Here is a 24,625-nt window from a genome sequence, read left to right as displayed (position 1 = left end):
TCCAAAGTCATCAACATCACTTCGCGACGATATCGCGGCCGAAATACTTCATCGACAGCTTCGTGAGCGTACCGTCCTGGCGCAGCGAATCGATCGCGGCGACCACCTTCGCCTTGAGCGCCGCGTCGTCCTTGCGCATGCCGAAGCCCGTGCCTTCGCCGAGCGTGGCTGGGTCCTTGAGCGGCGCGCCCGCGAATTCGAAGCCCTTGCCCTGCGGTTTCGACAGGAAGCCGTCCGTGGCGGTCTGCACTTCCTGCACCGCGCCGTCCAGGCGCCCGGCTGCGAGGTCCGCGAAAATCTGGTCCTGGTTCTCGTAGGTGACGACGTTCACGCCCTGCGTGCCCCAATGCTTGCGCACATAGTCTTCCTGCGTCGAGCCTTGCAGCACGCCAACCGACTTGCCCTTCAGGCTCGCCGGCGTGGGCTGCAGGCCCGAGCCGCGCTTCGCGACCATCTGGATCGGCATCACGTAGATGGCGGGCGTGAAGGCGATCTGCTGACGCCGTTTGTCGGTGATGTTCATGGCCGAGTTGATGACGTCGAACTTGCGCGCCTCGAGCGCGGCGATCAGGCCGTCGAAGCTGTTCTCCACCCACACGCACTTCATCTGCAGTTTCTGGCACACCGCGTTGCCGATATCGATGTCGAAGCCTTGCAGATCACCCGAGGGCGTCTTGCTCTCGAACGGCGGATAGGACGCCTCCACGCCGAAGCGCAGCGTTTTCGGGTCTTGCGCGTGCGCCGCGCCCGCCGTCATACCCGCCAGGCACGCAAGGCTGGCCGCAGCCGCAAAGCGAATCATCTTCCTGTTCATCGTCGTCACCCAATTCGTAATAAGTGTCTGTTCACGTGTGTTGCGCTTTCGTGCGGCGCCCTTTCACGAGGGCCGCGGCCGCAGGAGGAATATAGACGAAAAATAAAAATAAAGTCTAGAATGGACAAAAATGTCTACACCGCGACTCCGGAGCCCCAACATGAACGAGATGTCCCAAGCCATCGCCGCGCCGCTCGTCGTCGACGCCGCCCAGGTGCGAGCCGCCCTGCCCAGCCTCGACGTGCGGGGCGAACTGGCCCGCCTGTTCGCCTCGCTCGGCCGCGGCGACGCCGTGCAGCCGCCGCAAACCCTCACGCTGTTCCCGAAGCAGGCAGGCGACTTCATCACCTATCTCGGCGTGTTGGCCGAAGCGGGCGTCTTCGGCGCGAAACTCTCGCCGTATATCGTCGGCGCCGAAGGCCAGCCGCCCATCATCACCGCGTGGACCGCGCTGATGTCGATGAAAACGGGTCAGCCGCTCATGTGGTGCGACTCGGCGCTGCTCACCACCGAGCGCACCGCGGGCACCACGGCGCTCGCCGTCGACCAGCTCGCGCCGCGCGAGGCGAAACGCCTGGCCGTGATCGGCTCGGGCGCGGTCGCGCTGGCGCATATTCGTCACGTTGCGCCGCTTCGCGCGTGGGAGAGCATTCGCGTGTTTTCGCCGAAGCTCGCGTGCGACGCACAGCGTCAGTCTGAACTGCGCGCCCTGGACGCACGGGCAAGCATGGCGCAGACGGCCGAAGCCTGCGTGCAAGACGCCGACGTGGTGATGCTGTGCACCTCGTCGGGCAAGCCCGTGCTCGCGCTGGACACGCTCACGAAACCCGCGCTCATCACTTCGATCAGCACGAACGTCGCAAACGCGCATGAAATCGATCCGGCCGCGCTGCCCTCGCTCGATGTGTACTGCGACTATCGCCACACCACGCCGCAAAGCGCAGGCGAAATGGTGCTGGCCGCGCGCGAGCACGGCTGGTCGCCGGATGCGATCGCGGGCGATCTCGCGGAACTCGCCAACGACGCGTGCCCGAGACCGGCTTACGCACGCCATGCATTCTTCCGCTCGATCGGACTTGGCCTCGAGGACATGGCCGTCGCGAACGCGCTGTATGCACATCTGCGAAGCGCACGTTGATGCCTGTTGATGCGCGGCATCGAGCGATCGCAGTATCATCGACATCCTTTGTGCCGCAACCCAGTCCCAGTCCGATGCCGAAACGAGAAAACGAGCCAATCCGCGTGAAAAAAACCGCCAGCCCGAAGACCGCGCGCGACCTGCTGCTCTCGCGCTATGCGCACGTGGCGGACAGCATCACCACGCTGTTCTTCCCGTTCGCGGAGGTCGTGATTCACGACCTCACGGACCAGACTGTGGCGTATCTCTCGAACAATCTCTCGAAGCGCGAGATCGGCGACGACTCCGCGCTCGAAGACGTCGAGGAAACCACGCGCAACAAGCTGCTCGGCCCCTACGAGAAGGTGAACTGGGACGGCCGGCGCATGCGTTGCGTGAGCACGGCGCTGTTCGACGATGAAGGGCACGCGGCGGGTGTGATGTGTATCAACTTCAACATCGCCGCGTTCGACGACATGCAGGCCACGCTCAACCTTTTCCTGCGGGGCGCAGGCGTGATCGCACAGCCCGAGGAACTCTTCAAGGACGACTGGCAGGAGCGCATCAACACCTTCCTGCACGGCTGGCTGCGCGAGAGGCAGATCGCGCTCAACTCGCTCACGCGCGAACACCGGCGCGAACTGGTCGAAGCGCTGTATGCCGAAGGCGCGTTCAAGGGCAAGAGTTCCGCCAATTACGTGGCGAAGGTCCTGGGGATGGGGCGCGCGACGGTCTACAAGCATCTGCGCGAAATGAAGGATGACGCCGAATAAGCGTGCGAGCGAATGCCTGACTAGAAGCGCCAGTACAACGGCGCAATGAACACGACCACCGCCATCGACCACAACACGATCAGCGCACCGATCTTCCAGTAGTCGCCGAACGCGTACGCACCCGGCCCGTACGTGACGATGTTCACCGGCGTGCTCATTGGCGTGAGGTGGGCTGCGCCGGCGCCCAGCGCGACCGCGATCAGGAACGGCGTCGCGGACACCCCGAGTTCCCGCGCTGTGGCAACCGCAATCGGCACGGTCACGAGCGCGGAAGAGTTGTTGGAGATGACCTGGGTCAGCACAGCCGCGACGACGAAAAGCCCTGCCATCACGGCACGCGGGCCGCCGGTGCCGACGATCTGGATCACGTAGTCGCCAAGCAGATATGCGAGCCCGGTCTTCGACATCGCAGTGGCGAGCGGGATCAGCGCGCCGACCAGCACGCAGGTGTTCCAGTCGATGGAATACAGCTGGCTCAGCTTGATCACGCGTGTCAGCACCATCGCCGTCACGCAGATCAGCGTGGCCACAGCAGCCGGTACGACATTGGTCGTAAGCAGTACGACCAGGACAGCGAGGATGATGAGCGCCTCGCGCGCGCCGCGGCTGAGCGCGACCGTCTGGCGCCGGACGGTTTGCGGCGCATCGACCATCAGGATCTGCGGGTCGGAGAAGTGCTTGTCCAGTGCCTCCCATGTGCCCCGGAACAGCAGATGGTCGCCGGCAAGCAGATTCGTGGACGGTCCAGGCACGTCTTCGCCACCCCGCTGGACGGCGAGAACGATCAGGTCTCCTTCGTGCGTCGCCATGCCCGGAAACACGCTTTGACCAATTAGCGCGGAGCGCTGCGGGATCACCACCTCGGCAAGGCCGGACGAGCGGTTGAACAACGCATTGGTCACCGCCTGCGATTCCGCGTACGGCTCGCGAATGGCGAGGTGCAGGTCGTTTGCCAGTCGTGCCACAACCTGCGCGTCGCCGCGCACCAGAAGGTGCTGCCCCTCCGCCGCTTCCTGCCCGCCCAGCTCCTCATCCTCCTTGCCCATGAGCGCGAGGACGCTGAGGCCCGGGTATTGCGTCAGATCGATGTCGGCCGTCGTCTTGCCGATGAACGGCGAGCCGGCGCGCACGCGCAGCCGGCACACGTCGTCGGCCATGCGGTACTGTTCGACGAGCGTGTGCGCATGCTGGCTGAAATCGGCAGGCAGCGATCCCGAACTGCGCTTGGGCAGCAAGAGCGGCCCGAGTACCAGAATGATGACGAGACTGCCCGCGAAAAGCGGTAGGCCCACGATCGACCATTCGAAGAAGCGGATCGGCACGCCACCTGCCGCATCGGCCGCGCTCGCGGCGATGACATTAACAGGACTGCCAAGTAGTGTCAGCTTGGCGCCGGTCAGGCACGCAATCGACACCGGCATCATCAGTTGGGAAGGCTCGAGCCGCGTGCGTACGCAGACGATGACCGCGATCGGCAACATCGCGACAACGGCGCCGTTCATGCCGATCAATGCCGTCGAGATCGCGGACAGGATCAGCAGCGAAGCGATGAGCCGCTTATGGCTCTGGCCGGCATGACGAATGAGCCATTGGCCCGCCCACGTACCCACGCCGGTCGTTTCGAGGCCGATCCCGACGCCCAGCAGCGCGGCGATGAAGACGATGAGCGGATCGCCGAATCCGCCCAACGCCTCGTGCATCGTCAGCACGCCCGTGAGGTACAGCGCGAGCAACGACATGACGGCGACGACCGCCGCGGGCAGCTTGTTCCAGATGAACAGCACCATCGTTACGGCAAGAATGAGCGAGGTAACGATCATCGGGTTCATGTGTTCGACCCTTCGTGCGAATCCACCAGTGCGCCAGTCCGCCGTCAGCCGCCGCAAACGCTAGTAGCCCAGCGCCGCGCCATCTCCGCGCGGATCGGCGCCGCCTTCATAAAAGCCCTGTTCGCGATCGACCCGGATCGCGTGCGCGTGTCCCATGTTGTCATTCCAGTGCGTGACCATCTGCACGGGCTGCCCCCGGCGCTTCAGTTCGCGCACGACCTCGTCGGAAATGCGCCCCTCGAGCGACATGTTGCGCGATTTGGTGCCCCAGGTACGGCCCATCAGCCAGCGCGGCGCTTCGATGGCCTGCTGTACGTCGTAGCCGAAGTCCACGATCCGCGTGACGAGCGCCGCCTGCGTCTGCGGCTGCCCTTCCCCGCCCATCGAGCCGAATGCGAGGCAAGGCTTGCCGTCGCGCGACATCAGCGCCGGGATCAACGTATGGAACGTTCGCTTGCCCGGCTGCAGGCTGTTCGGATGATGCTCGTTCAGCGAGAAAAAAGCGCCGCGATTCTGCATGATGATGCCGGTGTCGCCACCCACCACCGCGCTGCCGAAGTCGTGATAAATCGACTGGATCAGCGAGACGACCATCCCGTCCTTGTCCGAGGCGCAGAAGTAGCAGGTGTCGCCGTCCGGCGCGCGGCGCTCGTGCGGATGCTGATACGGAATGCCCGCGGGCACCGTTGCGATGTCGAGCGCACGCTCGGGGTCCAGCAGCTTGCGGCGGTCGTCGCAGTACGCCTTGGAGATAAGCTCGTCCACCGGTATCGCGACGAAATCCGGGTCGGTCAGCCACTCTTCGCGGTCGGCAAACGCAATCTTCACTGCTTCGGCGAGGTGGTGATAATAGTCCGCCGTACCGTCGCCCCACGCGGTGACGTCGTAGCCTTCGATCAGGTTCAGGATTTGCAGCGGCGTGAACCCTTGTGTATTCGGCGGCAGCTCATACACCGTATTGCCGCGGTACGTCGTGCTGATCGGCGTCACCCATTGCGCGTGGTACGCGGCGAAGTCGGCCGCCTCCAGCGGTGAGCCCGCCTGACCGATCGCGCCGCAAATCCGTGCGGCGAGATCCCCTTCGTAAAATCCCGCCCGCGCGCCGTGATCGGCGAGATGCTGGAGCGAGCGTGCGAGCGCGCCCTGCACGAGCCGTTCGCCGTCTGCCGGCACACGGCCCCCCGGCATGAAGATCGCCGCGGTTTCGGGATATTTCGTGAGGATCGGCACGTCCTGTACCGTCCAGTCCGCGAGCGAGCGGCTCACCGGCACGCCGTCCCGCGCGTAGCCGATCGCAGGCGCAAACAGTTCCGTCCACGACAACCGCCCGAAGCGCTCGTGGGCAAGACGCCAGCCGTCGATCGCGCCCGGCACGGTGAGCACGGCCTGCGGCCCGCGCGCCGCGATTTCGTCGGCGCCGGCGCTGCCTCGATAGCGGGCCAGTGTGGCTTGCTGCGCAGCGGGTCCGCTCGCATTGATGGCGTAGACCTGCTCGCTCTTGCCGTCGGCGATCAGCCAGAATCCGTCGCCGCCCAGTCCCGCCATGTGCGGGTAGGCGACGCACAGCACTGCATTTGCGGCAATCGCCGCATCGACTGCCGTGCCGCCGCGTTGAAGCATTTCGACACCGGCCTGGCTCGCAAGATAGTGAGGAGTCGACACCATCCCTTGCGGTGCACGTGTGGGTGGCCGACCGGTGCGAGGGCCGTTTGGATGACTCATGATGAATGCGCTCCCGTGATGTGAATCCGGCAAAGCGGCACGCTCCAACGCGCGAAATCGACGCGTCAATCAGGAGGCCCGATCGTCGAACTCGATGCCCGCGTCCCTGACCTTGTCTTTGGAGTGATCCATGAACCGCGTGATGATCGGCAGCGCGCCGCCGGCAATCACGCAGAGCAGGCCGAGGCTCAGCAGCAGCGTGTTACCGGTGGTCGCGCCCCTGCTGGTGAGCGGAAAGGCCAGGAACATCAGGATCAGCGCCACCGTTTCTGCAACGAGCTTGTCCATGCCGATGACCTCACGCGAGCATGACGAGAACAATCGTGCCTATCCCGGTGAGGATGGCCACGATGATCGTCCACGGGATGGCGAGTTTCATGACCGCGCCTTCCTGCCCCTTGATACCGGTGATGCTGGTGCCCAGCACGATATTCGCGGGGCCGATGGCATTCCCGTAGGCGCTGCCCGCCGCCTGCGCTGCCACGATCGCCTCCACGGGCAGCGAATGCAGTTGCGCCACGTCGCTCTGCAAGCCGCCGAACAGGACGTTCGATGCGGTGCTGCTCGACGTCATGAACGCGCCGAGCGCGCCGATCACACTGGCAATGCCCGCGTAGACGAGCGGGGGCGATGCGTCGGCAATTCCGTGTGCGAGCACCATGGTCTGTCCACTGTGATCGAGAACCCGGCTCGTCACGAGGAACGCGATGACCGGCAGCGACGCGGGCACGCCATCCACAATGAGCGAGCGCCCGAGATTCTCCTTGCCGTGACGCGACTGCCACGCCCCGTAGTAGCCATTCGCGCGATAGACAATCCACACGATGATGGCCGATATCAGCAGCATCGTTCCCGGATGGGTGAACGGTGCAAACGGCGCATAACGCGCGACCGCCGCATTCGTCACGCCGAACCCCGTGGTCACTTCGGGAAACGGCAGACCGATACGGAACTGCCGCAAGGCGTTATTCAGCGGATCGATCAGCAAAATACCCAGCGTGACGACCGTGAGCACGACATACGGCAGAAAGGCCATGCCGATGCTCATCACCGGCTCGCTCGCATCCGATGCGGTACGGACCGCCGTTTCGTCCATTGCGGGCCGCTCCGGCACATCGGCTTGCGGAACCGGCTCGCTGAAACGGCGCCAGCGAGAGAGCGGGTACAGCGCGATCAGCGCAATGGCCGCTGCGAGAAACGTGGAAAGTTCCGGACTCAGGAACGCAAATATCAGCTGGCCGAAGCCGAGTATGGTGCCAAGAATCAGGACGAGCGGCCATGCATGACGCACCGCGGCCCACCGTCCATACAGCCACACGATCAGCAGCCCGCCAAAGTATGTGGGAATGAGCAGGAGTAGCGAGGATTCGAACGCGGCCCGCGTCACGTCCTGCACATCCGCCACCTGCAACGTCGCCAGCCAGCCGACGCCAAGCGTGCCAAAGAACCGTGCCCACGCATGCGCAATGATTGAAATGGCGGCGGCATAAACCGGCCTGACGCCAATTGCGAGCAAAAGCGGTGCAACAACGGCAATCGGCGCGCCGAAGCCCGCGATGCCCTGAAGAAACGATGAAAATACCCAGCCGAGCCCGAGAATGACGAACAATTCATTCCGGCTAAAGCGGGAAATCCCGTGCCGGAGTGCATCGTATCCGCCAGCCTGCTTGGTGATCTGATAGAGCAGCAATGCAGGCCACATGACATACAGGATGAATATGGCGTCCCATACGCCCTTCGCGCTTGCGACAGTCAATGTCCCAAGCGGAGTGCGGAATGCGAAAAAGGCAATCAAACCCGCCACGAACATTGCACCCGGACCCGCCTCAGGCGCGCGCCAGCGAAGTGGCACGAGAAAGACAAGCAGCGCAACGATGGAAAGTGTTGCCAGAATCCAGTGAATCAGATCGACCGGAATTGATGTCTCAGCCATCTCCTTCCCTCATACCGACAACGTCTCCGCTTATGGTGGGAGATTCGGCTCGGAAATCGATTGACCTGATGATAGTCGCTTTTGTTTAAGCCGCAAGCTAAAAATCCGGTGACTTATTTCGTTGTGCAACATTTTTCCGATTTCAGTGGCTTATACTTTCTTTAAAAATTATTTTTGTTATTTAACGTCGTTCTCAATCGACTACTGAAATTCGGAGAAAAGCGAAAGACTTTCTCGTGAGCGGATCGCAGGTTTCCTCGTTGTTTCTGTCAACAACGATTGCGCCCGCAATGAAACATCGGCGTTTTCCGAACGCAGGACATCTCACACGTTGGGATGCCGTTCGCCGAAGCAAGCGCCGAAAAGGGGTTTTTCTTCGCTCCAGTGAAATAGCCCACACGCGCCGCTCCGAAAAGCACGCGTTTCGGACACGCCTATGTTGGGGACGGTTGGCTCGCCCCCGGCGTATGCTGACCCATGACGAGTTACGGCATTGAGCTCGCCGGTTCCAGGGATACGGCGGCGATGGATAGAATCAACGCGTTTAGAGGCAGTGACTATCTGCTGAGTCTCGCAGCCCTGCAAATGCAGGCGATCGATCTCTGGGCCGGCGAAAAGACACGCGTGCGGTCCGATCTGTCTAAATTCATCGACTTCGTCGAGGAGCGACTGCCTCAGGACGTATGCGTTCAAAGCGCCTGCAACATCGCCCGATCCCTCGTCGTGCTGGACCGGCCAATCTGCGCGCTTCTTCGCATCGAGTTGTTGCTTGCCCAGTTTGGGCACGTTCCTGATTCCCGGCTCACAACAGGCGTTTGCCAGCACTGACGCCGGAATGACCGTTTAGCCCACCGGCCACCGTGCTCGCCTTTCGCATGAGAGCCTGCGCTGATGCTCGACCTCGCGTCTGAGCAGGTCGCGGTGCAGTGTCATTGTCTGCATGATGTCGCGCATGACGAAAAGCAAATGCTCTCCTGTCATGTCGGTGGCGCCCTGATCCCGCTGACGCTGGACGCACACCGTCAGTGCCGCCAGCCTCGTTCGAGCTTCCGCGAGGTGAAGGTCTGCGGTGAGAAGCTCAAGCTCCTCGGCTGATGGGTCGTTCATGATGCCCCTCTCCGGACTCGCCGCAACCGGCCGCAACGGAAGGCAGGGCTGGCACCGCGACGAGCCCAGTATATGCCTCGCTCAAGTTTGCCGCTGACACCTGCAGGGCTACGCCTGCACCTGCCACAGCCGCGATGAAGATCGACGTTGTTGACGCGCAATCCGCGACTCAATGGCCTGATCGAGACGCGCGCACGGTTAAGGAATGCGCGGGAACGCAGGTCGAAATCTCCCCTGCACAAATGAAGGCGCCGGCGTAGTATGAAAACATCCGTCGACTGCGACCGATCCCGCCGCTCCTCCTGCTGCCACTTCTCAGGGATCGCGCCGCTCCCCTCCATCGCAGACCACGAATGCGGCCGTCCACAGTCGCGGGCGGCTTATGGACTCCGCACTGTGATTCAGGGAGAGAAATATGCGTTCAGTTCCAGACCGGTTTCGTATCGACCCAACGCCGCGCCGGGCGGACGGGGAATATATGGCGCATGCGCGCATCAGCACCAGCCATAGTGATGGGAGCGAGTGTGAAATCCACTCCAGCGGCGATCTCGCCGGATTCGACGCACGCGAGGATGCGATTGCCTATGCGGAGAACTGGGCGAGGCGATGGCTGGACGCCCGCTTCGGCTAGCCTACGCGCCAGCTATCGCGCGCCGCTGGAGATGGGGCCATGTCACGCTAAAGGAATTGCCAGCCATGTCGTTATACCGAGGCGTATCCAAATGTTCCTGAATGGTGGTGGTCGCTGGCATGCCGTACACGGGAAGAACCCAATTTCTCGAGAAACGACGCAGTTTTCGGGACGCCACAGAACTGCGTCTCTTCCTTGAAAATGCGGCGGAGAGCTCGCGCCATCTCGCTGTGGCGGTCCAGTTCTTCGGGCTCGTGTCGTGGCTCATGTCGCGAGCGTTCGCGAATCCCCATGCGCACTTCGATGTAGCAGGCACGCTCGTCGCCGTCACCGGCATCCTCCTCGCGATGGGTATGACGTACGCCTCACGAGGACTGCGGCTGGACGCACTGGGCCGCTTCGCATGCGCAGCATTCGTGGCGCTGGCGTTTCACTCCAATATGCCCGGCACCGGTAGTCCTGCGTTCTGGGTGCTTCCCATCGGCGTTGCGATCAACGTGGGCATGGCCCCCGTGTTTTCCGGGTATTTAAACTATCTCGCAAGCGCACTGACTGTCTGGCTGATCATCTCCCACGGCGAGGTGATGGCGCTGATGACTTCACCGGACCGCAACTGGATATTGCTGTTCGTGCTCGCCGCGCTTGCGCTCGGTCTCCTGCTCAATCTCCTTTTCACACAGGAACGGAAAAAGACGTTTCTGGTGCAGCGCGAACTGGCACGATTTGCATTCAGGGACGCACTCACCGGGATCGCGAATCGCCGAAGCTTCATGCTGGAAGTCAATGAATGCCAGGACCGCCGCTCCAGCGAGGAATTCTGGCTATTGCTCATCGATGTCGACGATTTCAAGCAGATCAATGACACCGCGGGGCACGACGTCGGCGACGAGGTCCTGGTCGCAGTGGCGCGAGCCATCGAAGAAAGCGCCAGCCCGCACATTTGCGGTCGCCTTGGCGGCGAAGAGTTCGGCGTGATCTTTTCGGGCAACCAGCAAAGTGCGGACGCCCTCGCACGTGAAATCTGCGGCGCCGTCGCGGTGGCGCAAATTTCCGGGCACAGGGTAACGGTCAGTATCGGGGTCTCGAGCATCTCGGAGTTAATCGGCGTGCCAGAGACGTTCCGGCTCGCTGACCGTGCGCTCTACGAAGCGAAGCGGCGAGGCAAAAACAGATCCGTCGTCGCCGAACTGGAGACGTGGTGACGCGCATCGCCTGACGTGCTTCGATGTCCACCACCGCGGACCTATCCAAGGAGATGGGCCGCAGTTCTGACCACCTCCTCGACGAAGACGTTGATCGCGGGGTGATGACGTTCTCCGCGCCGAAACGCCACGTAGATCTTCCGGCGCACCTCCGGTCTCAGCTTCACCCACGCGACGCCGGCAGGCGGGCGCACCAGCCGTAACCCCGGCACGATCGACACAGAGCACCCGGACGCCACCATTGCGCCAACCACTTCGAAGCCGCGGCATTTCGCGTTGATCCTCGGTTCGTACCCTGCGCGTCGACATAGATTGGCGATGAAGTCGCCAAACACGCTCGAGGTCGAATCGATTGCCCAGCTTTCATGCTTGAGTTCGGCCACGCTCAGCGAAGCCTTCCCGGCCAGAGGGTGAGTTGTCGCGAGCGCCACCGATAGCACGTCTTCGGCCAGCGGCACGACACCGACGCTTTCCTGTTTGTCTCCGACGACGAGCGACAGATCGTCGATCAACGCAATGTCCGCTCGCCAGGAGCGCAGCGCCGAGAGCCCGTCGACCGGCTCCATTTCTTCCAGGATGATATCGAGGCGAGGAAAGACTTGCCGCAATGACTTGACCGTGTCCGGCAGCACCGCGGACGCGACCGAGGGAAACGCGGCGACCCGCAATTCACCCGCGATTTCCCGGCGCAGCACGGCCAGTTCGGAGCGCGCTTCGTCGAGTACGACCATGACCCGCTCCGCGTAACCGACCAGCGTCTGCCCCGCGCCGGTGAGCCGGACACCGCGTCCGACGCGCTCCGTCAATTTGACGCCCGCCTCCTCTTCGAGCTGGGCAATCTGCTGCGATACGGCTGATGGCGTGAGGAACAGCGCCTCTGCGGCAGCCGCAATCGTGCCACGCCTCGACAGTTCCAGCAGCGCCCGCAGGCGACCCACTTCCATGGTGTTTACCCCCTGCCAGATAGCGGCGAATTCAACAGAATTTCTAATCTATTACACAAAAAACAATAAGTATACGTGTGTAAATTCACCGCCTACGATGGGTTCCATGGCTGCGGACGTCAGTACGGCCTGGAGCGACGGCGCACGTCCACGCGGGCGCCGATGCCGCTAGTACGGGTCAGCCGATCGCCATCCACACAGACCTATCGACAAGGAAGTCATCATGCTGGAAGCTCGCCCCTGGGTTCCGCGCGACCCGGAGAACTACATTCAATCGCTGGTCAAACGCTTTGCCTACCAGACTCCCGAGCAGAACGAGAGGGATCTGCTCGCATTCGTCGAAGAAAATCGTGTCATCCACGAGCGCGACTGTTTCAACCTGAATCCGGCCACGAACGCCATCAACCCCAAGGCGGAAGCGTTGCTGGCAGCAGGCGTCGGTTCGCGCCCGTCGCTGGGTTATCCCGGCGACAAGTACGAAATGGGCCTGGAAGGTGTCGAGAAAATCGAAGTGCTCGCCGCCGAACTCGTCGCGCAGGTATTTGGCGCGCGCTTTGCGGAGATTCGCGTTGCTTCCGGCGCGCTGGCGAATCTCTACACCTACGTTGCGGCGGCGAAACCGGGCGATACGGTATTCGTGCCGCCTGCGACGGTCGGCGGCCACTTCAGCCATCACGTCAACGGTGCCGCCGGAATGTACGGCGTCAAGCCACACCTGATGGCGTTCGATGCGAAACGCTACACGGTCGATCTGAATGCCCTGCGCGAAGACGCGCTGCGGATGCGGCCGAAGGTCATCACACTAGGCCAGAGCCTCAACCTGTTTCCGCATCCGGTTGAGGAGGTACGCGCGATTGCCGACGAAGTCGGCGCGGTGCTGCTCTACGATGCCGCACATCTGTGCGGTCTCGTCGCGGGCCGCGCGTGGCAGCAGCCGCTCACGCAGGGTGCCCATCTCATGACCATGAGCACGTACAAGAGCCTGGCGGGCGCGGCCGGCGGATTGATCGTGACCAACGACGCGGAGCTTGCCCGCAAGCTCGATGCCATCGCCTACCCCGGCCTGACGGCCAATTTCGACGCGGGCAAGTCGGCATCGATCGCCATGACCATGCTCGACTGGCAGGCGTTTGGCCGCCCTTACGCCGCCGAGATGGTGAGAGCTGCCAAAGCCCTCGCGACCGCGCTCATGGAAGAAGGTCTCCCCGTGTTTGCGCGTGACCGCGGCATGACCACGTCGCATCAGTTCGCGATCGAGGCGCATGAGTTCGGCGGCGGCCAGACGATGGCGAAGCTTCTCAGGCGCGCCAACATTCTCTCGTGCGGCATCGGCTTGCCGCTGCAAGAAATAGCCGGCGATGTCAACGGCCTGCGCATGGGCACGCCGGAACTCGTTCGCTGGGGCATGACCGCCAACGACATGCCACGGCTCGCCCGCTTCATTGCCGACGTTCTGCTGCGCCGCAAGCCCCCTGAAGAGGTGGCACCCGCCGTGAGTGAGTATCGCCGGCAGTTTTCTCAACTGCACTATCTGCGCTGAAGGGAAACCCGAGAACGCCAGGTTTTGCGGCGGAGATGCTGATCCGTCCGCAATCGGCCCAGGAATCCGGCTCACAAACATGATTCGGATACCGAAGTACAAGAAAGTTTCGAGACACTATCTGAAGGTTTGGAGGAACGACAATGAAACGCTTGAAATCTGTCATCGCAGTCGGCAGTGCCGTTGCGTCGCTCAGCGCGGGATTCGCCTATGCACAGGAGGTCACGGTCAAGCTTGGCTTCGCCGGCCCGTTGACTGGCGAGAATGCGAACCTTGGCAAGGACGTCGAACGTGGTGCGAAAATGGCAGTCGACGATCTGAACGCAAACCCTCCGGTGATCGCCGGCAAGAAAGTCAAGATCGAGCTGGATGTCGAGGATGACGCCGGCGATCCGCGTCAGGCGACGCAGGTCGCACAGCGTCTCGTCGATGCCGGCGTAAAGGGCGTGGTTGGCCACTTCAACTCCGGCGCGACGATTCCCGCATCGAAGATCTACTATGACGCGCACATCCCCGAGATCTCGCAGTCGTCGACCAATCCCCAATATACCCAGCAGGGTTTCGACACGGCGTTTCGCCTCGTCGCGAATGATGGCCAGTTGGGGTCCGTACTTGGCCGCTACGCGGTTCAGAAGTGGAACGCCAGGAGCGTTGCCGTGATCGACGACCGCACCGCGTACGGCGAAGGGATCGCCGAAGAGTTCGTCAAGTCGGCAACGGCGGCTGGCGCCAAGGTCGTTTCGCGCCAGTACACGAACGACAAGGCAACCGACTTTCACGGCATCCTGACGGAGGTAAAGGGAACGAATCCCGACGTCGTTTTCTACGGCGGCATGGACGCGCAAGGCGGCCCGATGATCAAGCAGATGCAGCAACTTGGCATGACCGCGAAATTCATGGGAGGCGACGGCATCTGTACCGGTGAACTGCCGAGTCTCGCAGGCACGTCACTGTCCGGCCGCCAGGTGATCTGCGCGGAAGCAGGCGGCATCACGCCGGAATACGTGGCCGGCATGGACAACTTCAAGAAGCGCTTCAAGGAAAAGTATGGACAGGACGTCGTGATCTACGCGCCCTACGCGTACGACGCCGTCATGATTCTGGTGGACGCGATGAAGCGGGCGGGTTCGTCCGATCCGGCGAAATATCTGGCGTATCTGAAGAAGACGGACTATAAGGGCGTGATTGGCGAGACGCGCTTCGATTCGAAAGGCGATCTGCAGAATGCAACGCTCACCCTCTACACGTTCAACGACGGAAAACGTGAAAGCCTCGGTGTGCAACACTGAGCCGCGACCGCATCGCAGCCCGGCGTGATGCGGCGCTTTCAGCGGGAGGGTCGCTACAGCAGCGACCGCTCCGCGATCCCGTCACGTTGGCTTTCCGGATGGGAAGCGATGCGCGAGAAACGCAACTGATACTCGCGCGGCGAGAGCCCCGTTTTGCGCTTGAACAGCACACGAAACGAACCTGGATCGGCGTAACCGACGCGGTCGCTGAGGGTTTCGAGCGCGATGGGCCGAGACTCCAGCAACTGTTTCGCCACTTCGATACGAAGATTCTGCAGATATTCGAGTGGCGCGAGGCCCGTGGCCTGCTTGAAGCGGCGGTTGAGCGTCCGTTCGCTCACGGCGAGCCACGTGGCAAGCTCGCTTAACCGGAATCCTTCGGCAATCGTCGCCTCCATGCGCTGCTGCGCCCGGGCGATGAGGGGATCGGTGTGTCCGTGCTCGTCGACGAGCGTTGCATAGGACGCCTGATCAATACGATTGACGTCGATGAGCAAGGATCTCGCCGTCATGGCGGCAAGCTTTTCGTCGGCGAGCGTTTCCACGAGCCGTATCGCGAGATTGAGATATGACGTGACCGCGCCGCTGGAAAGAATGCGGTCCTGCCCGGTCAGGACCTCGCGTGCCCGAAGCTCGACGGCAGGATAACGTCGCGCAAAATCGGCCGCCTTCGCCCAGTGCGTGGTGGCAACGCGCCCGTCCAGCAACCCCGCCTCGGCAAGCAGATAGTTGCCGGTGCAGTAGGCCGCCAGCACAGCACCTGCCTTGTGCTGGCAGCGCAGCGCCCTCGATATCTTATCGATCTGCTCGCGGTGGCCGATGAACTCGTCCATGTCGGAGAAAAACGGCGCCGTGAGCAGGATGGCGTCCGCGCCTTTGCGTCCGTCTATCTTGCCGTCCACCGCGATGTTCTGGCCCGACGCCGCCTTCACCGGCTGCCCGTCGAGGGATTCGACGCGCCACGCGAAACGCCGCGCATCGTGGCCCCGGCGTGCGCCCAGGTGATTGGCGGCATTGAAAACGTCGATGGGGCCGGCCACGCCGGAGGCCAGAATGCCGTCGTAAACCCAGATGCGGATCGTGATCATTTGGCGTGTCCGATATGCCTTCAATAATGGCGATCTTGCCACTTCCTCGCTAACCCGTAAAGCCGCATGATTGGCCCATCCCAACACCTGATTGAAGGAGTAGCGCCATGCCCATGATCGACGCATTATGGCCCGAAGATGCCCTGACACCCGAAGCGGAAGCCCGCCTCGTCAAGGAACTCACCAACATTCTGATCCACGCCGAAGGCTACGATCCCGGCAACCGCATTGCGCAGGGCGTGACGGTGCTCTATCTGCATCGGCCAGCCGCTGTCTACGTCGCCGGGGAACGTTCGACGCTGCCGCGCTACCGCATCGTTCCTTCGGCGCCTGAAGGTCAGTACACCGATGCTTCCCGCAAAGCGCTCGTCAAGTCGGTTACCGAGGCTGTCGCCCGCGCCGAGGGCCGGCCGTTCGAAGACGTGTCGCCGCGCGTGTGGGTTTTCCCGACGGAGATTCCGGACGGCACGTGGGGCAGCCGCGGCAGCATCTGGACGTTGCCCGACATTCACGCCCTCCTCGAAGGTGAGCCTGAGCGCGACGTGGGCGCGGCGCGTCTCGCGCGCGGACGCCGCGAAAAAGCGCGCACCACGCTCGCGGCGGCGCTCGATGCGGCATCCACGGGACACCCTGACGAGTAACGGCGAAAGGCTCTTCGCAAGCGAAGAGCCTTTCAAATGCGGCGGCCCGCAAGGCGGGCGCGCAACATACATCGTTAGTGTGCGTAGATCGGACCGAGGCCCGGAATGTCCTGCTGGGACGAAACCGTAGCCGCTCTGGCACCCGCCGCCGACGAGCCTTCCGCCACGCCGCCGAACCCCGAAGCCGGGACGCCATTCTGCGCGCTCACGCGTGCCTCGGCGGCCTGAATTTGCTGCGGATAGTTCGTATAGTCGGCAGTGGGGTTGTAGCCGGCCTTCTCCAGTTGAACGAGTTCCGCGCGAACCTGGGCACGCGTGAGCGGCTCGCTGGATTGCGCGAAGGAAACAACCGGAACGGCGACGATAGCGGCAACGACCAGCGACTTGATGAGTTTCATGGGATCACCTGCAAGCAAAGTATTGGGTCAGACCACGGTTGCGTGGCACGTGCATCCAGTCGCCTCGAAGTCTGCTTTGCGACACCGCCGACTGGCATGGACGTATTTGAAACCCTCAACGTATCTGGCTTGTTTGCGCGAACCCCGGCTTTTGCAATCCTCCTTGTCCGTTGGCGCGATGGATACACGACGATACAAAGTCCGCAAAAAAGCGGGCGCCATACAGCGCTGCGGCCAGAGCATCAGTGTCGGCCGCAAGCGTGCCAGTCGTAACCCGCGGAAATCAGCTGACGAATACCGAGTGCGCTTACATACGGTTGCGTGGCTCCCCGCATGGAATTTGTACCACTATGTATCTGGCCGCCACGTGGAAACACGCACATACACAAAGGCGGCCCGCGCGACACGTGCGAGATACATCAGCACGCTTCAATACGTCAACCGGGCAAAACGCCCCGCACGAACCCTGGAGTCGCGAAGCATGTCCTGCATCGAAACCGTTCCGCACAGCACTGAAGCATCGGGCAGCGTGAGCACGCAGATCGCGCGCCACTGCCTGCTGACGCGCACGCGACAGATCGCACGCGTGCTGACTGCCCTTTATGACGAGGCACTGCGCCCGCTCGGCGTCAGCTCCTCGCAGCTTTCGCTACTCGTGCTCGTCGCGGAGTACGGCCCGTTGAGCCGTGCCGCGCTCGGGCGCAAGAACCATCACGACCGCACGACGCTCACGCGTAACCTGCAGCCGCTCATCGCACATGGCTGGGTCGCCGATGGCCAGCCCGGCGGCGATGGCCGCAGCCGTGCTCTCTCGGTCACGCAAGCGGGCCGCGAGCTGCTTCAGGCCGCCGGGCCGGCGTGGTCCGCCGCGCAACAGCGCGCCGCCAGCGTGCTCGGCCTGGAGGGCGCGAGTGCGCTCATGAACATCGCGGCAGATTTGCCGTCAGCTAACGTCTGAATTTTTTTTCATCGTCAATGTTGCATATGCAACACCATCAGGAGCCTGTAATGAAAGTCGTCAAAGCCGCCGCCGTCCAGATCAGCCCCGTGCTCTACAGCCGCGAGGCAACAGTCGCCAAGGTCGTGCAGAAGATTCTCGAACTCGGCCGCAAAGGCGTGCAGTTCGCCACGTTCCCCGAGACCGTGGTGCCGTACTACCCGTACTTTTCCGCGGTGCAAACACCCATGCAGTTGCTCGCGGGCACCGAGCATTTGAGGCTGCTCGAACAGTCCGTGACGGTGCCCTCGCCCGCCACGGATGCGATCGGCGAAGCCGCACGGCAAGCGGGCATGGTTGTCTCGATCGGCGTGAACGAACGTGACGGCGGCACCATCTACAACACGCAACTGCTTTTCGACGCCGACGGCACGCTGATCCAGCGCCGCCGCAAGATCACGCCCACGCATTTCGAGCGCATGATCTGGGGCCAGGGTGACGGCTCGGGCCTGCGCGCCGTGGACAGCAAGGTGGGCCGCATTGGTCAGCTCGCCTGCTTCGAGCACAACAACCCGCTCGCGCGCTACGCGATGATCGCCGACGGCGAGCAGATTCATTCGGCCATGTATCCCGGCTCCGCCTTCGGCGAAGGCTTCGCGCAGCGCATGGAAATCAATATCCGCCAGCACGCACTGGAATCCGGCGCCTTCGTCGTGAACGCGACCGCGTGGCTCGACGCCGACCAGCAGGCGCAGATCATGAAGGACACGGGCTGCGCGATCGGGCCGATCTCGGGCGGCTGCTTCACGACGATCGTCGCGCCGGACGGCTTGCTGATCGGCGAGCCGCTGCGCGAGGGCGAAGGCGAAGTCATCGCCGACCTCGACTTCTCGCTGATCGACCGTCGCAAGATGCTGATGGACTCGGCAGGCCACTACAACCGGCCGGAACTGCTCAGCCTGCAGATCGACCGCACGCCGACCGCGAACGTTCATGAACGTGTGCAACACGCCGCTGCCGCGACCGGCAACGAAGGCGAGGAGCCACGCACGGTCGTTGCCTGAGCAGGCACTGCATCCGTTCCGGCTAATGCTCCCCTTAAATGTGTATATACACTGTTTAGTGTTACGAAACAGGTAAGCGAAATGACCACTCAAATTCAGCATGACCGTCCGATTCTCGTCACCGGTGCCGCAGGCGCAATCGGCGCCGTAGGACGCAGCATCACCGAAAACCTGCTTGCGAAGGGATATCGCGTGCGCGCGTTGGTGCGCCGCGAGGACGCACGCGCCGACGAACTGCGCCGTCTCGGCGCACAGGTCGTGCACGGCGACCTGACCGATCTCGATTCGATGCACCGCGCCATGGAAGGCGTCTCGCGCCTCTACTTCGGCATGTCCGTGTCGCCCGCTTACCTCGAAGCGACGATCAACACGGCGGCGGTTGCGCGCCATCACGGCGTCGAAGCGTTCGTGAACATGTCGCAGATGACCGTCTCGCAGATGAGCATCACCGAAACCACCGACAGCGCGCAGCAAAAGCAGCACTGGCTCGCCGAGCAGGCGCTCGCCTGGTCGGGCCTGCCCGTCGTCACCGTGCGGCCTACCGTGTTTCTGGAGAGCTTCTTCCTGCTTCTTGCCGCAGAGGGCGTGCGCAAGAACGACGAACTCGTACTGCCGCTCGGCAAGGGCCGGACCTCGCCGATCTCGTCGCTCGACGTGGCGCGTGCCGTCGCGGAGATCCTCGACAATCCGGCGCCGCATATCGGCCAGGTTTATCACCTCACGGGCCTCGAATCCCGCGATATGGAGCACTACGCGCGCCTCTTCTCCGAGGTACTGGGCCGCACGATTCGCTACCGCGACGTGCCTGTCGAGGCATGGGCTGCGAAGCTGGGCGAACTCGGGATATCCGCGCACGTCGTCAAGCATCTTGCGGTCATGGCCGAACTGCACGCGCAAGGCCGGTACGACCGCATGACCGACGACCTGCGCAGGCTCACGGGTCAGGCGCCGATCGGCATGCGCGAATTCGTGACGCGCCACGCTGAGGCATTTGCGAGCGGCGCGGCATCGGCCTGATGCGACGCATGTTTATGTGCCGGGACATCCGGCACGAATCCCGTTGGCGAGCGACGCGCAACTGCGGCGCACGCGCGCGCCAGCACGACTACGCTTGGTATTGCGAAGCATCCACGTGCGCTCTGCCTCCAAGACCAGAAAAACGGAGTACCTATGTCTGACGAACTTCTCATCCCGTCGCCGTCACGCCGCCGCTTCATGGGCGCCACCGCGGCGGCCGTGGCAGCAGCTTCGCTTAGCCAGCTGGCGTTCTCGCAAACCCTGCAGGGCATCACGGAAGTCAAATCCGCACCGAACGGCGACAAGACCGCGATTCGTCCGCTGCGCGTGCACGTGCCCGAAGCGCAGCTCGTCGATCTTCGTCGCCGCATCAAGGCCACGCGCTGGCCCGACAAGGAGACCGTGAACGACGAATCGCAAGGCGTGCCGCTCGCGATGATGCAGGAGGTCGCGCGCCACTGGTCGACCGATTACGACTGGCGCCGCTGCGAAGCGAAACTGAACTCGCTGCCGAACTTCGTAACCGAAATCGACGGACTCGACATCCACTTCATACATGTGCGCTCGAAACACGAGAACGCGATGCCGCTCATCGTGACGCACGGCTGGCCGGGCTCCGTCATCGAACAGTTCAAGATCATCGATCCGCTGACCAATCCCACGGCCTACGGCGCGAGCGCCTCAGACGCCTTTCACCTCGTGATTCCGTCGCTGCCGGGCTACGGCTTCTCGGCCAGGCCGACCGAGGTGGGCTGGGGTCCCGAGCGGACCGCGCGTGCGTGGGTCGTGCTGATGAAGCGGCTTGGCTACGAGAAGTTCGCCGCGCAAGGCGGGGACCTGGGCGGCATCGTCGCCAACGTGATGGCCAAGCAGGCGCCGCCGGAACTGCTCGGCATTCACGTGAATTTCCCGGCGACGATTCCGCCCGAAATCGTCAAGGCGCTGCAAGCCGGCTCGCCTCCGCCGGCCAATCTCAGCGACGACGAAAAGCACGCCTACGAGCAGCTCGCGAGCGCAGCCAAATTGCGGCGCGCCTACGCGATCGAACAGGCCACGCGTCCACAGACGCTCTATGGGCTCTCGGATTCGCCGATCGCGCTGGCGAGCTGGCTGCTCGATCACGGCGACGGCTATATCCAGCCGGCTGCGGCGCTCACCTCGGCCGTGTACGGACGCGACGTCAACGGCGAATCGTCGGGAGCGATGACGCGCGACGACGTGCTCGACGACATCACGCTCTACTGGCTGACGAACACGGGCATCTCAGCCGCGCGCTTCTACTGGGAGTCGCACTTCAACTTCCTGGCCGCCGCCGACGTATCGGTGCCCGCCGCAGTGAGTGTGTTCCCACGCGAGAACTATCAGGCGCCGCGCAGCTGGACCGAGCGCGCCTATCACGACCTCATCTATTACAACCGGCCCGACAAGGGCGGTCACTTCGCGGCGTGGGAACAGCCGCAACTGTTCGCGCAAGAGGTGCGAGCGGGTTTGCGACCGCTGCGCCAGCAATAACGCGCGAGCCGTCTGTGCTGCGCCGGGACGCGACTCCCGGCACCTCCCTGAAACCGAAGGAACCATCGACATGAAATTCAACGACACCGCGCCTGTGATGGCGCCCGAAAACGCGCCGCCGCTTTGGCTGGCAAGACTGGCAGAAAATGCAACGCTGGAGGCGACCGTACTGAAGCGACCGATAGAAGGCCGCGCAGACATCCTTTCCGTGATCAAGCACGCCGTTTCTCTCTATGAATTCCAGCATCACAGTTACAAGGGGAAAATCGGCGACAGCCTGTACCTGGAGTCCTACCGGTCGCAGATCCAGGGAGAGCCCATCGAGACCGTGGTCGTCGCGCACCTGAACCAAAACGGCGAAACCGATTCGGTCGTCATCAATCATCGGCCGCTCAAGGCAGCGCTGTTGTTTTCGACGCTGATGTGGGAGCGCGTAGACGAGCGATTCCGCGATCTCTATCTGAGTGGACCGGAAGCTGCTGCATTAAAGACGATGTAGCTCGCATCGGCGGCTAGGGGCGCCAGGCTCGAATTCGAGGCCTCGGCCCCCTGCCCCGGCAACCGAAAGCGCACTTCACATTGTGGAATCCATCTCAAATTCCCGGAGCCGCGCCATTCCGCTTTATGAAAACATGTTCTACAGCGCAAAAATTGTTGGCTATCTCATTGATAAATAACGGATAAATAAGTCATATGTCTTATATAAGACATTGCTGCGACGCATCAAGGAAACCCTACAATTGAGTCATGCAGTTCGCTTCGACGTACGCAGCGGCACGCTGAATCCTTTATCCAAATGCGCTTCGCTCTCAGGAGATAGACATGGCTCAGTACCAAGACGACATCAAGGCAGTGGCAGATTTGAAGGAGAAACAAGGCAGCGCCTGGAATGCCATCAACCCCGAATCCGCCGCACGCATGCGTGCCCAGAACAAGTTCAAGACGGGCCTGGACATCGCCAGATACACCGCGAAGATCATGCGCGCCGACATGGCTGCCTACGATGCCGACCCGGCCAGGTACACCCAGTCGCTGGGATGCTGGCACGGCTTCATCGGCCAGCAGAAGATGATCTCCATCAAGAAGCACTTCAACAGCACCGAGCGCCGCTACCTTTACCTGTCCGGCTGGATGGTCGCAGCGCTGCGCTCCGAGTTCGGCCCGCTGCCGGACCAGTCGATGCACGAGAAAACCTCCGTCAGCGCGCTGATCCGCGAGCTGTACACCTTCCTGCGCCAGGCCGACGCCCGCGAACTGGGCGGCCTGTTCCGCCAGCTGGATGCGGCTGAAGGCGCTGCCAAGGCCGCCATCCAGGAGAAGATCGACAACCACGTCACCCACGTCGTGCCGATCATCGCCGACATCGACGCAGGTTTCGGCAACGCGGAAGCCACCTACCTGCTGGCCAAGCAGTTCATCGAAGCGGGCGCATGCTGCATCCAGATCGAAAACCAGGTGTCCGACGAGAAGCAGTGCGGCCACCAGGACGGCAAGGTCACCGTGCCGCACGAGGACTTCCTGGCCAAGGTCCGCGCGATCCGCTACGCCTTCCTCGAACTGGGCGTGGACGACGGCATCATCGTGTGCCGCACCGACTCGCTGGGCGCCGGCCTGACCAAGCAGATCGCCGTGACCCACACGCCGGGCGACCTGGGCGACCAATACAACTCGTTCCTCGATTGCGACGAAATCTCGACCGACGCACTGGGCAATGGTGACGTCGTCATCAAGCGTGACGGCAAGCTGCTGCGTCCGAAGCGCCTGCCGAGCAACCTGTTCCAGTTCCGCGCCGGCACGGGCGAAGCACGCTGCGTCCTCGATTGCATTACCTCGCTGCAAAACGGCGCTGACCTGCTGTGGATCGAAACCGAAAAGCCGCATATCGCGCAGATCGCCGGCATGGTCAACGAGATTCGCAAGGTCATCCCGAACGCGAAGCTCGTGTATAACAACAGTCCGTCGTTCAACTGGACGCTGAACTTCCGCCAGCAGGCGTACGACGCGATGAAGGCCGCGGGCAAGGACGTGTCGGCATACGACCGCGCCCAGCTGATGAGCGTGGAATACGACGAGACCGAACTGGCGAAGGCCGCCGACGAAAAGATCCGCACCTTCCAGGCCGATGCGTCGCGCGAAGCCGGTATCTTCCATCACCTGATTACGCTGCCGACGTACCACACCGCAGCGCTGTCGACCGACAACCTCGCCAAGGAATACTTCGGTGACCAGGGCATGCTGGGTTATGTGGCTGGCGTGCAGCGCAAGGAGATCCGTCAAGGCATCGCCTGCGTCAAGCACCAGAACATGTCCGGCTCGGATATCGGCGACGACCACAAGGAGTATTTCAGCGGCGAAGCGGCGCTGAAAGCGGCGGGTAAGGACAACACGATGAATCAGTTCTGATATTCGTCAGCCCCACGTAAAACGCCAACCCATACGGGTTGGCGTTTTTTTTATCCGGCGAGCCTGTCACGATGCGCTGTGCTTTCACGATCTGAGAAGATAGTTCTCCTGCGCAATGTCCTCGAGCATCACTGGCCCCATACCACGGGAATGACCCGCCCTCAGGAACGAGGAATGCGGCGATAACGGGGATTCAACCACCGGAGCGCACAATCATGTCCCATCGACTCAAAACAGGCGATCGCGTCACGTGGAACACCCCGGAAGGCATGACGACAGGCACGGTCGTCCGCCGGATCATCAGGGATACGGAACTGGACGGTCACATTGTCGCCGCGTCGAAGGACGACCCGTATTACGAGGTCGAAAGCGAGCAGACCGGTCAACACGCGGTGCAACCCGCCGACGGACTGGAAAAGGTGGTGCACAAGCACTGACCTGCGTGGAACTACACGGTCGAATTCGTCGGCCGGCGCATCGACTTGTCGGCAACGGGTTCGGTTTGGCGTCGGCGGCAACAGCCCCGTGAGCCTGGCCTCTTAAAGGGACAGGCTCACGGATACAACTCGAAACGTTCTGTGCACGATGAGCCGGTAAACTTCTCGTGCGGGCACGGCGATCGCTTGCCGAAACGCACCGCTGATACCCTCATCACCCTTTCCCC

The 24,625-nt window shown here is 62.6% G+C and carries 24 protein-coding genes; 16 read left to right on the top strand and 8 right to left on the bottom strand.

Going from position 1 to position 24,625, the window contains the following annotated elements; all coding sequences use genetic code 11:
- Positions 1 to 16 precede the first annotated feature (16 nt).
- Positions 17 to 814, bottom strand: coding sequence for an ABC transporter substrate-binding protein (locus E1N52_RS18040; RefSeq protein ID WP_133184113.1), 798 nt, complete (start codon positions 812 to 814; stop codon positions 17 to 19).
- A gap of 169 nt (positions 815 to 983) precedes the next feature.
- Between E1N52_RS18040 and E1N52_RS18035 the strand changes: the two genes are divergently transcribed.
- Together E1N52_RS18035 and E1N52_RS18030 are read left to right on the top strand one after the other, a co-directional pair.
- Positions 984 to 1,952 carry an ornithine cyclodeaminase family protein gene (locus E1N52_RS18035; protein WP_133184138.1) on the top strand — a complete coding sequence of 323 codons (969 nt, stop codon included), beginning with the start codon at positions 984 to 986 and terminating at the stop codon, positions 1,950 to 1,952.
- Positions 1,953 to 2,056: 104 nt separating this feature from the next.
- Positions 2,057 to 2,704, top strand: a complete 648-nt coding sequence (locus E1N52_RS18030; RefSeq protein WP_246089113.1) for a helix-turn-helix transcriptional regulator — start codon at positions 2,057 to 2,059, stop codon at positions 2,702 to 2,704.
- Between the two features lie 20 nt (positions 2,705 to 2,724).
- On the opposite strand, the gene E1N52_RS18025 is transcribed toward E1N52_RS18030, so the two are convergent.
- The 4 genes from E1N52_RS18025 to E1N52_RS18010 all read right to left on the bottom strand — a co-directional run bounded on the left by E1N52_RS18025 (position 2,725) and on the right by E1N52_RS18010 (position 8,188).
- Entirely contained in the window at positions 2,725 to 4,533 is a 1,809-nt protein-coding gene (locus E1N52_RS18025) for an SLC13 family permease (protein ID WP_133184112.1), read from the bottom strand.
- A gap of 60 nt (positions 4,534 to 4,593) precedes the next feature.
- Positions 4,594 to 6,198, bottom strand: coding sequence for a gamma-glutamyltransferase (ggt, locus tag E1N52_RS18020; RefSeq protein WP_246089112.1), 1,605 nt, complete (start codon positions 6,196 to 6,198; stop codon positions 4,594 to 4,596).
- 126 nt (positions 6,199 to 6,324) lie between these two features.
- Complete coding sequence (locus tag E1N52_RS18015) at positions 6,325 to 6,543, bottom strand: EmrB/QacA subfamily drug resistance transporter (protein WP_133184110.1); 219 nt, start codon at positions 6,541 to 6,543, stop codon at positions 6,325 to 6,327.
- A 10-nt stretch (positions 6,544 to 6,553) separates the two neighbouring features.
- Entirely contained in the window at positions 6,554 to 8,188 is a 1,635-nt protein-coding gene (locus E1N52_RS18010) for an L-lactate permease (RefSeq protein WP_133184109.1), read from the bottom strand.
- 477 nt (positions 8,189 to 8,665) lie between these two features.
- Between E1N52_RS18010 and E1N52_RS18005 the strand changes: the two genes are divergently transcribed.
- From E1N52_RS18005 to E1N52_RS17990, 4 genes are all read left to right on the top strand, one after another.
- Positions 8,666 to 9,016, top strand: coding sequence for a hypothetical protein (locus E1N52_RS18005; protein WP_133184108.1), 351 nt, complete (start codon positions 8,666 to 8,668; stop codon positions 9,014 to 9,016).
- A 63-nt stretch (positions 9,017 to 9,079) separates the two neighbouring features.
- Entirely contained in the window at positions 9,080 to 9,283 is a 204-nt protein-coding gene (locus tag E1N52_RS18000) for a hypothetical protein (protein WP_133184107.1), read from the top strand.
- A gap of 427 nt (positions 9,284 to 9,710) precedes the next feature.
- Positions 9,711 to 9,926: a hypothetical protein gene (locus E1N52_RS17995; protein WP_133184106.1), complete on the top strand. Its 216-nt coding sequence runs from the start codon at positions 9,711 to 9,713 to the stop codon at positions 9,924 to 9,926.
- A 101-nt stretch (positions 9,927 to 10,027) separates the two neighbouring features.
- Positions 10,028 to 11,128, top strand: coding sequence for a GGDEF domain-containing protein (locus E1N52_RS17990; protein WP_133184105.1), 1,101 nt, complete (start codon positions 10,028 to 10,030; stop codon positions 11,126 to 11,128).
- Between the two features lie 41 nt (positions 11,129 to 11,169).
- Here E1N52_RS17990 and E1N52_RS17985 read toward each other — a convergent pair whose 3' ends face one another.
- Positions 11,170 to 12,072 (bottom strand): LysR family transcriptional regulator, encoded by a 903-nt coding sequence (locus E1N52_RS17985; protein ID WP_133184104.1) that lies wholly within the window; start codon positions 12,070 to 12,072, stop codon positions 11,170 to 11,172.
- Positions 12,073 to 12,295: 223 nt separating this feature from the next.
- On the opposite strand from E1N52_RS17985, the gene E1N52_RS17980 reads away from it, so the two are divergent.
- Together E1N52_RS17980 and E1N52_RS17975 are read left to right on the top strand one after the other, a co-directional pair.
- Positions 12,296 to 13,612 carry a serine hydroxymethyltransferase gene (locus tag E1N52_RS17980; RefSeq protein WP_133184103.1) on the top strand — a complete coding sequence of 439 codons (1,317 nt, stop codon included), beginning with the start codon at positions 12,296 to 12,298 and terminating at the stop codon, positions 13,610 to 13,612.
- Between the two features lie 143 nt (positions 13,613 to 13,755).
- Positions 13,756 to 14,901, top strand: coding sequence for a branched-chain amino acid ABC transporter substrate-binding protein (locus tag E1N52_RS17975; protein ID WP_133184102.1), 1,146 nt, complete (start codon positions 13,756 to 13,758; stop codon positions 14,899 to 14,901).
- Positions 14,902 to 14,954: 53 nt separating this feature from the next.
- On the opposite strand, the gene E1N52_RS17970 is transcribed toward E1N52_RS17975, so the two are convergent.
- Positions 14,955 to 15,989 (bottom strand): GlxA family transcriptional regulator, encoded by a 1,035-nt coding sequence (locus E1N52_RS17970; RefSeq protein WP_133184101.1) that lies wholly within the window; start codon positions 15,987 to 15,989, stop codon positions 14,955 to 14,957.
- 107 nt (positions 15,990 to 16,096) lie between these two features.
- Here E1N52_RS17970 and E1N52_RS17965 point away from each other — a divergent pair, with 107 nt between their 5' ends.
- On the top strand, positions 16,097 to 16,630 hold the full coding sequence (locus tag E1N52_RS17965; RefSeq protein WP_133184100.1) for a tautomerase family protein: 534 nt from the start codon (positions 16,097 to 16,099) through the stop codon (positions 16,628 to 16,630).
- Positions 16,631 to 16,704: 74 nt separating this feature from the next.
- Here E1N52_RS17965 and E1N52_RS17960 read toward each other — a convergent pair whose 3' ends face one another.
- A complete protein-coding gene (locus E1N52_RS17960; protein ID WP_133184099.1) occupies positions 16,705 to 17,028 on the bottom strand; it encodes a DUF4148 domain-containing protein in 324 nt (107 codons plus the stop codon).
- A gap of 481 nt (positions 17,029 to 17,509) precedes the next feature.
- Between E1N52_RS17960 and E1N52_RS17955 the strand changes: the two genes are divergently transcribed.
- The 7 genes from E1N52_RS17955 to E1N52_RS17925 all read left to right on the top strand — a co-directional run bounded on the left by E1N52_RS17955 (position 17,510) and on the right by E1N52_RS17925 (position 24,398).
- On the top strand, positions 17,510 to 17,986 hold the full coding sequence (locus E1N52_RS17955; protein ID WP_133184098.1) for a MarR family winged helix-turn-helix transcriptional regulator: 477 nt from the start codon (positions 17,510 to 17,512) through the stop codon (positions 17,984 to 17,986).
- Between the two features lie 50 nt (positions 17,987 to 18,036).
- Complete coding sequence (locus E1N52_RS17950; protein WP_205965625.1) at positions 18,037 to 19,029, top strand: carbon-nitrogen hydrolase family protein; 993 nt, start codon at positions 18,037 to 18,039, stop codon at positions 19,027 to 19,029.
- A gap of 81 nt (positions 19,030 to 19,110) precedes the next feature.
- On the top strand, positions 19,111 to 20,046 hold the full coding sequence (locus E1N52_RS17945) for an NmrA family NAD(P)-binding protein (RefSeq protein ID WP_133184097.1): 936 nt from the start codon (positions 19,111 to 19,113) through the stop codon (positions 20,044 to 20,046).
- Between the two features lie 153 nt (positions 20,047 to 20,199).
- Positions 20,200 to 21,558, top strand: a complete 1,359-nt coding sequence (locus E1N52_RS17940; protein ID WP_133184096.1) for an epoxide hydrolase family protein — start codon at positions 20,200 to 20,202, stop codon at positions 21,556 to 21,558.
- Positions 21,559 to 21,628: 70 nt separating this feature from the next.
- Positions 21,629 to 22,057 (top strand): hypothetical protein, encoded by a 429-nt coding sequence (locus E1N52_RS17935; protein WP_133184095.1) that lies wholly within the window; start codon positions 21,629 to 21,631, stop codon positions 22,055 to 22,057.
- Positions 22,058 to 22,380: 323 nt separating this feature from the next.
- Positions 22,381 to 23,961 carry an isocitrate lyase gene (locus tag E1N52_RS17930; protein WP_133184094.1) on the top strand — a complete coding sequence of 527 codons (1,581 nt, stop codon included), beginning with the start codon at positions 22,381 to 22,383 and terminating at the stop codon, positions 23,959 to 23,961.
- Positions 23,962 to 24,176: 215 nt separating this feature from the next.
- On the top strand, positions 24,177 to 24,398 hold the full coding sequence (locus tag E1N52_RS17925) for a hypervirulence associated TUDOR domain-containing protein (RefSeq protein ID WP_133184093.1): 222 nt from the start codon (positions 24,177 to 24,179) through the stop codon (positions 24,396 to 24,398).
- The last annotated feature ends 227 nt before the right edge of the window (positions 24,399 to 24,625 follow it).

It is taken from the genome of Paraburkholderia guartelaensis (assembly GCF_004353905.1).
Taxonomy (GTDB): domain Bacteria; phylum Pseudomonadota; class Gammaproteobacteria; order Burkholderiales; family Burkholderiaceae; genus Paraburkholderia; species Paraburkholderia guartelaensis.
The sequence above is the reverse complement of the archived record's forward strand: the minus strand, read 5'-3'. Positions and strand labels throughout refer to the sequence as shown.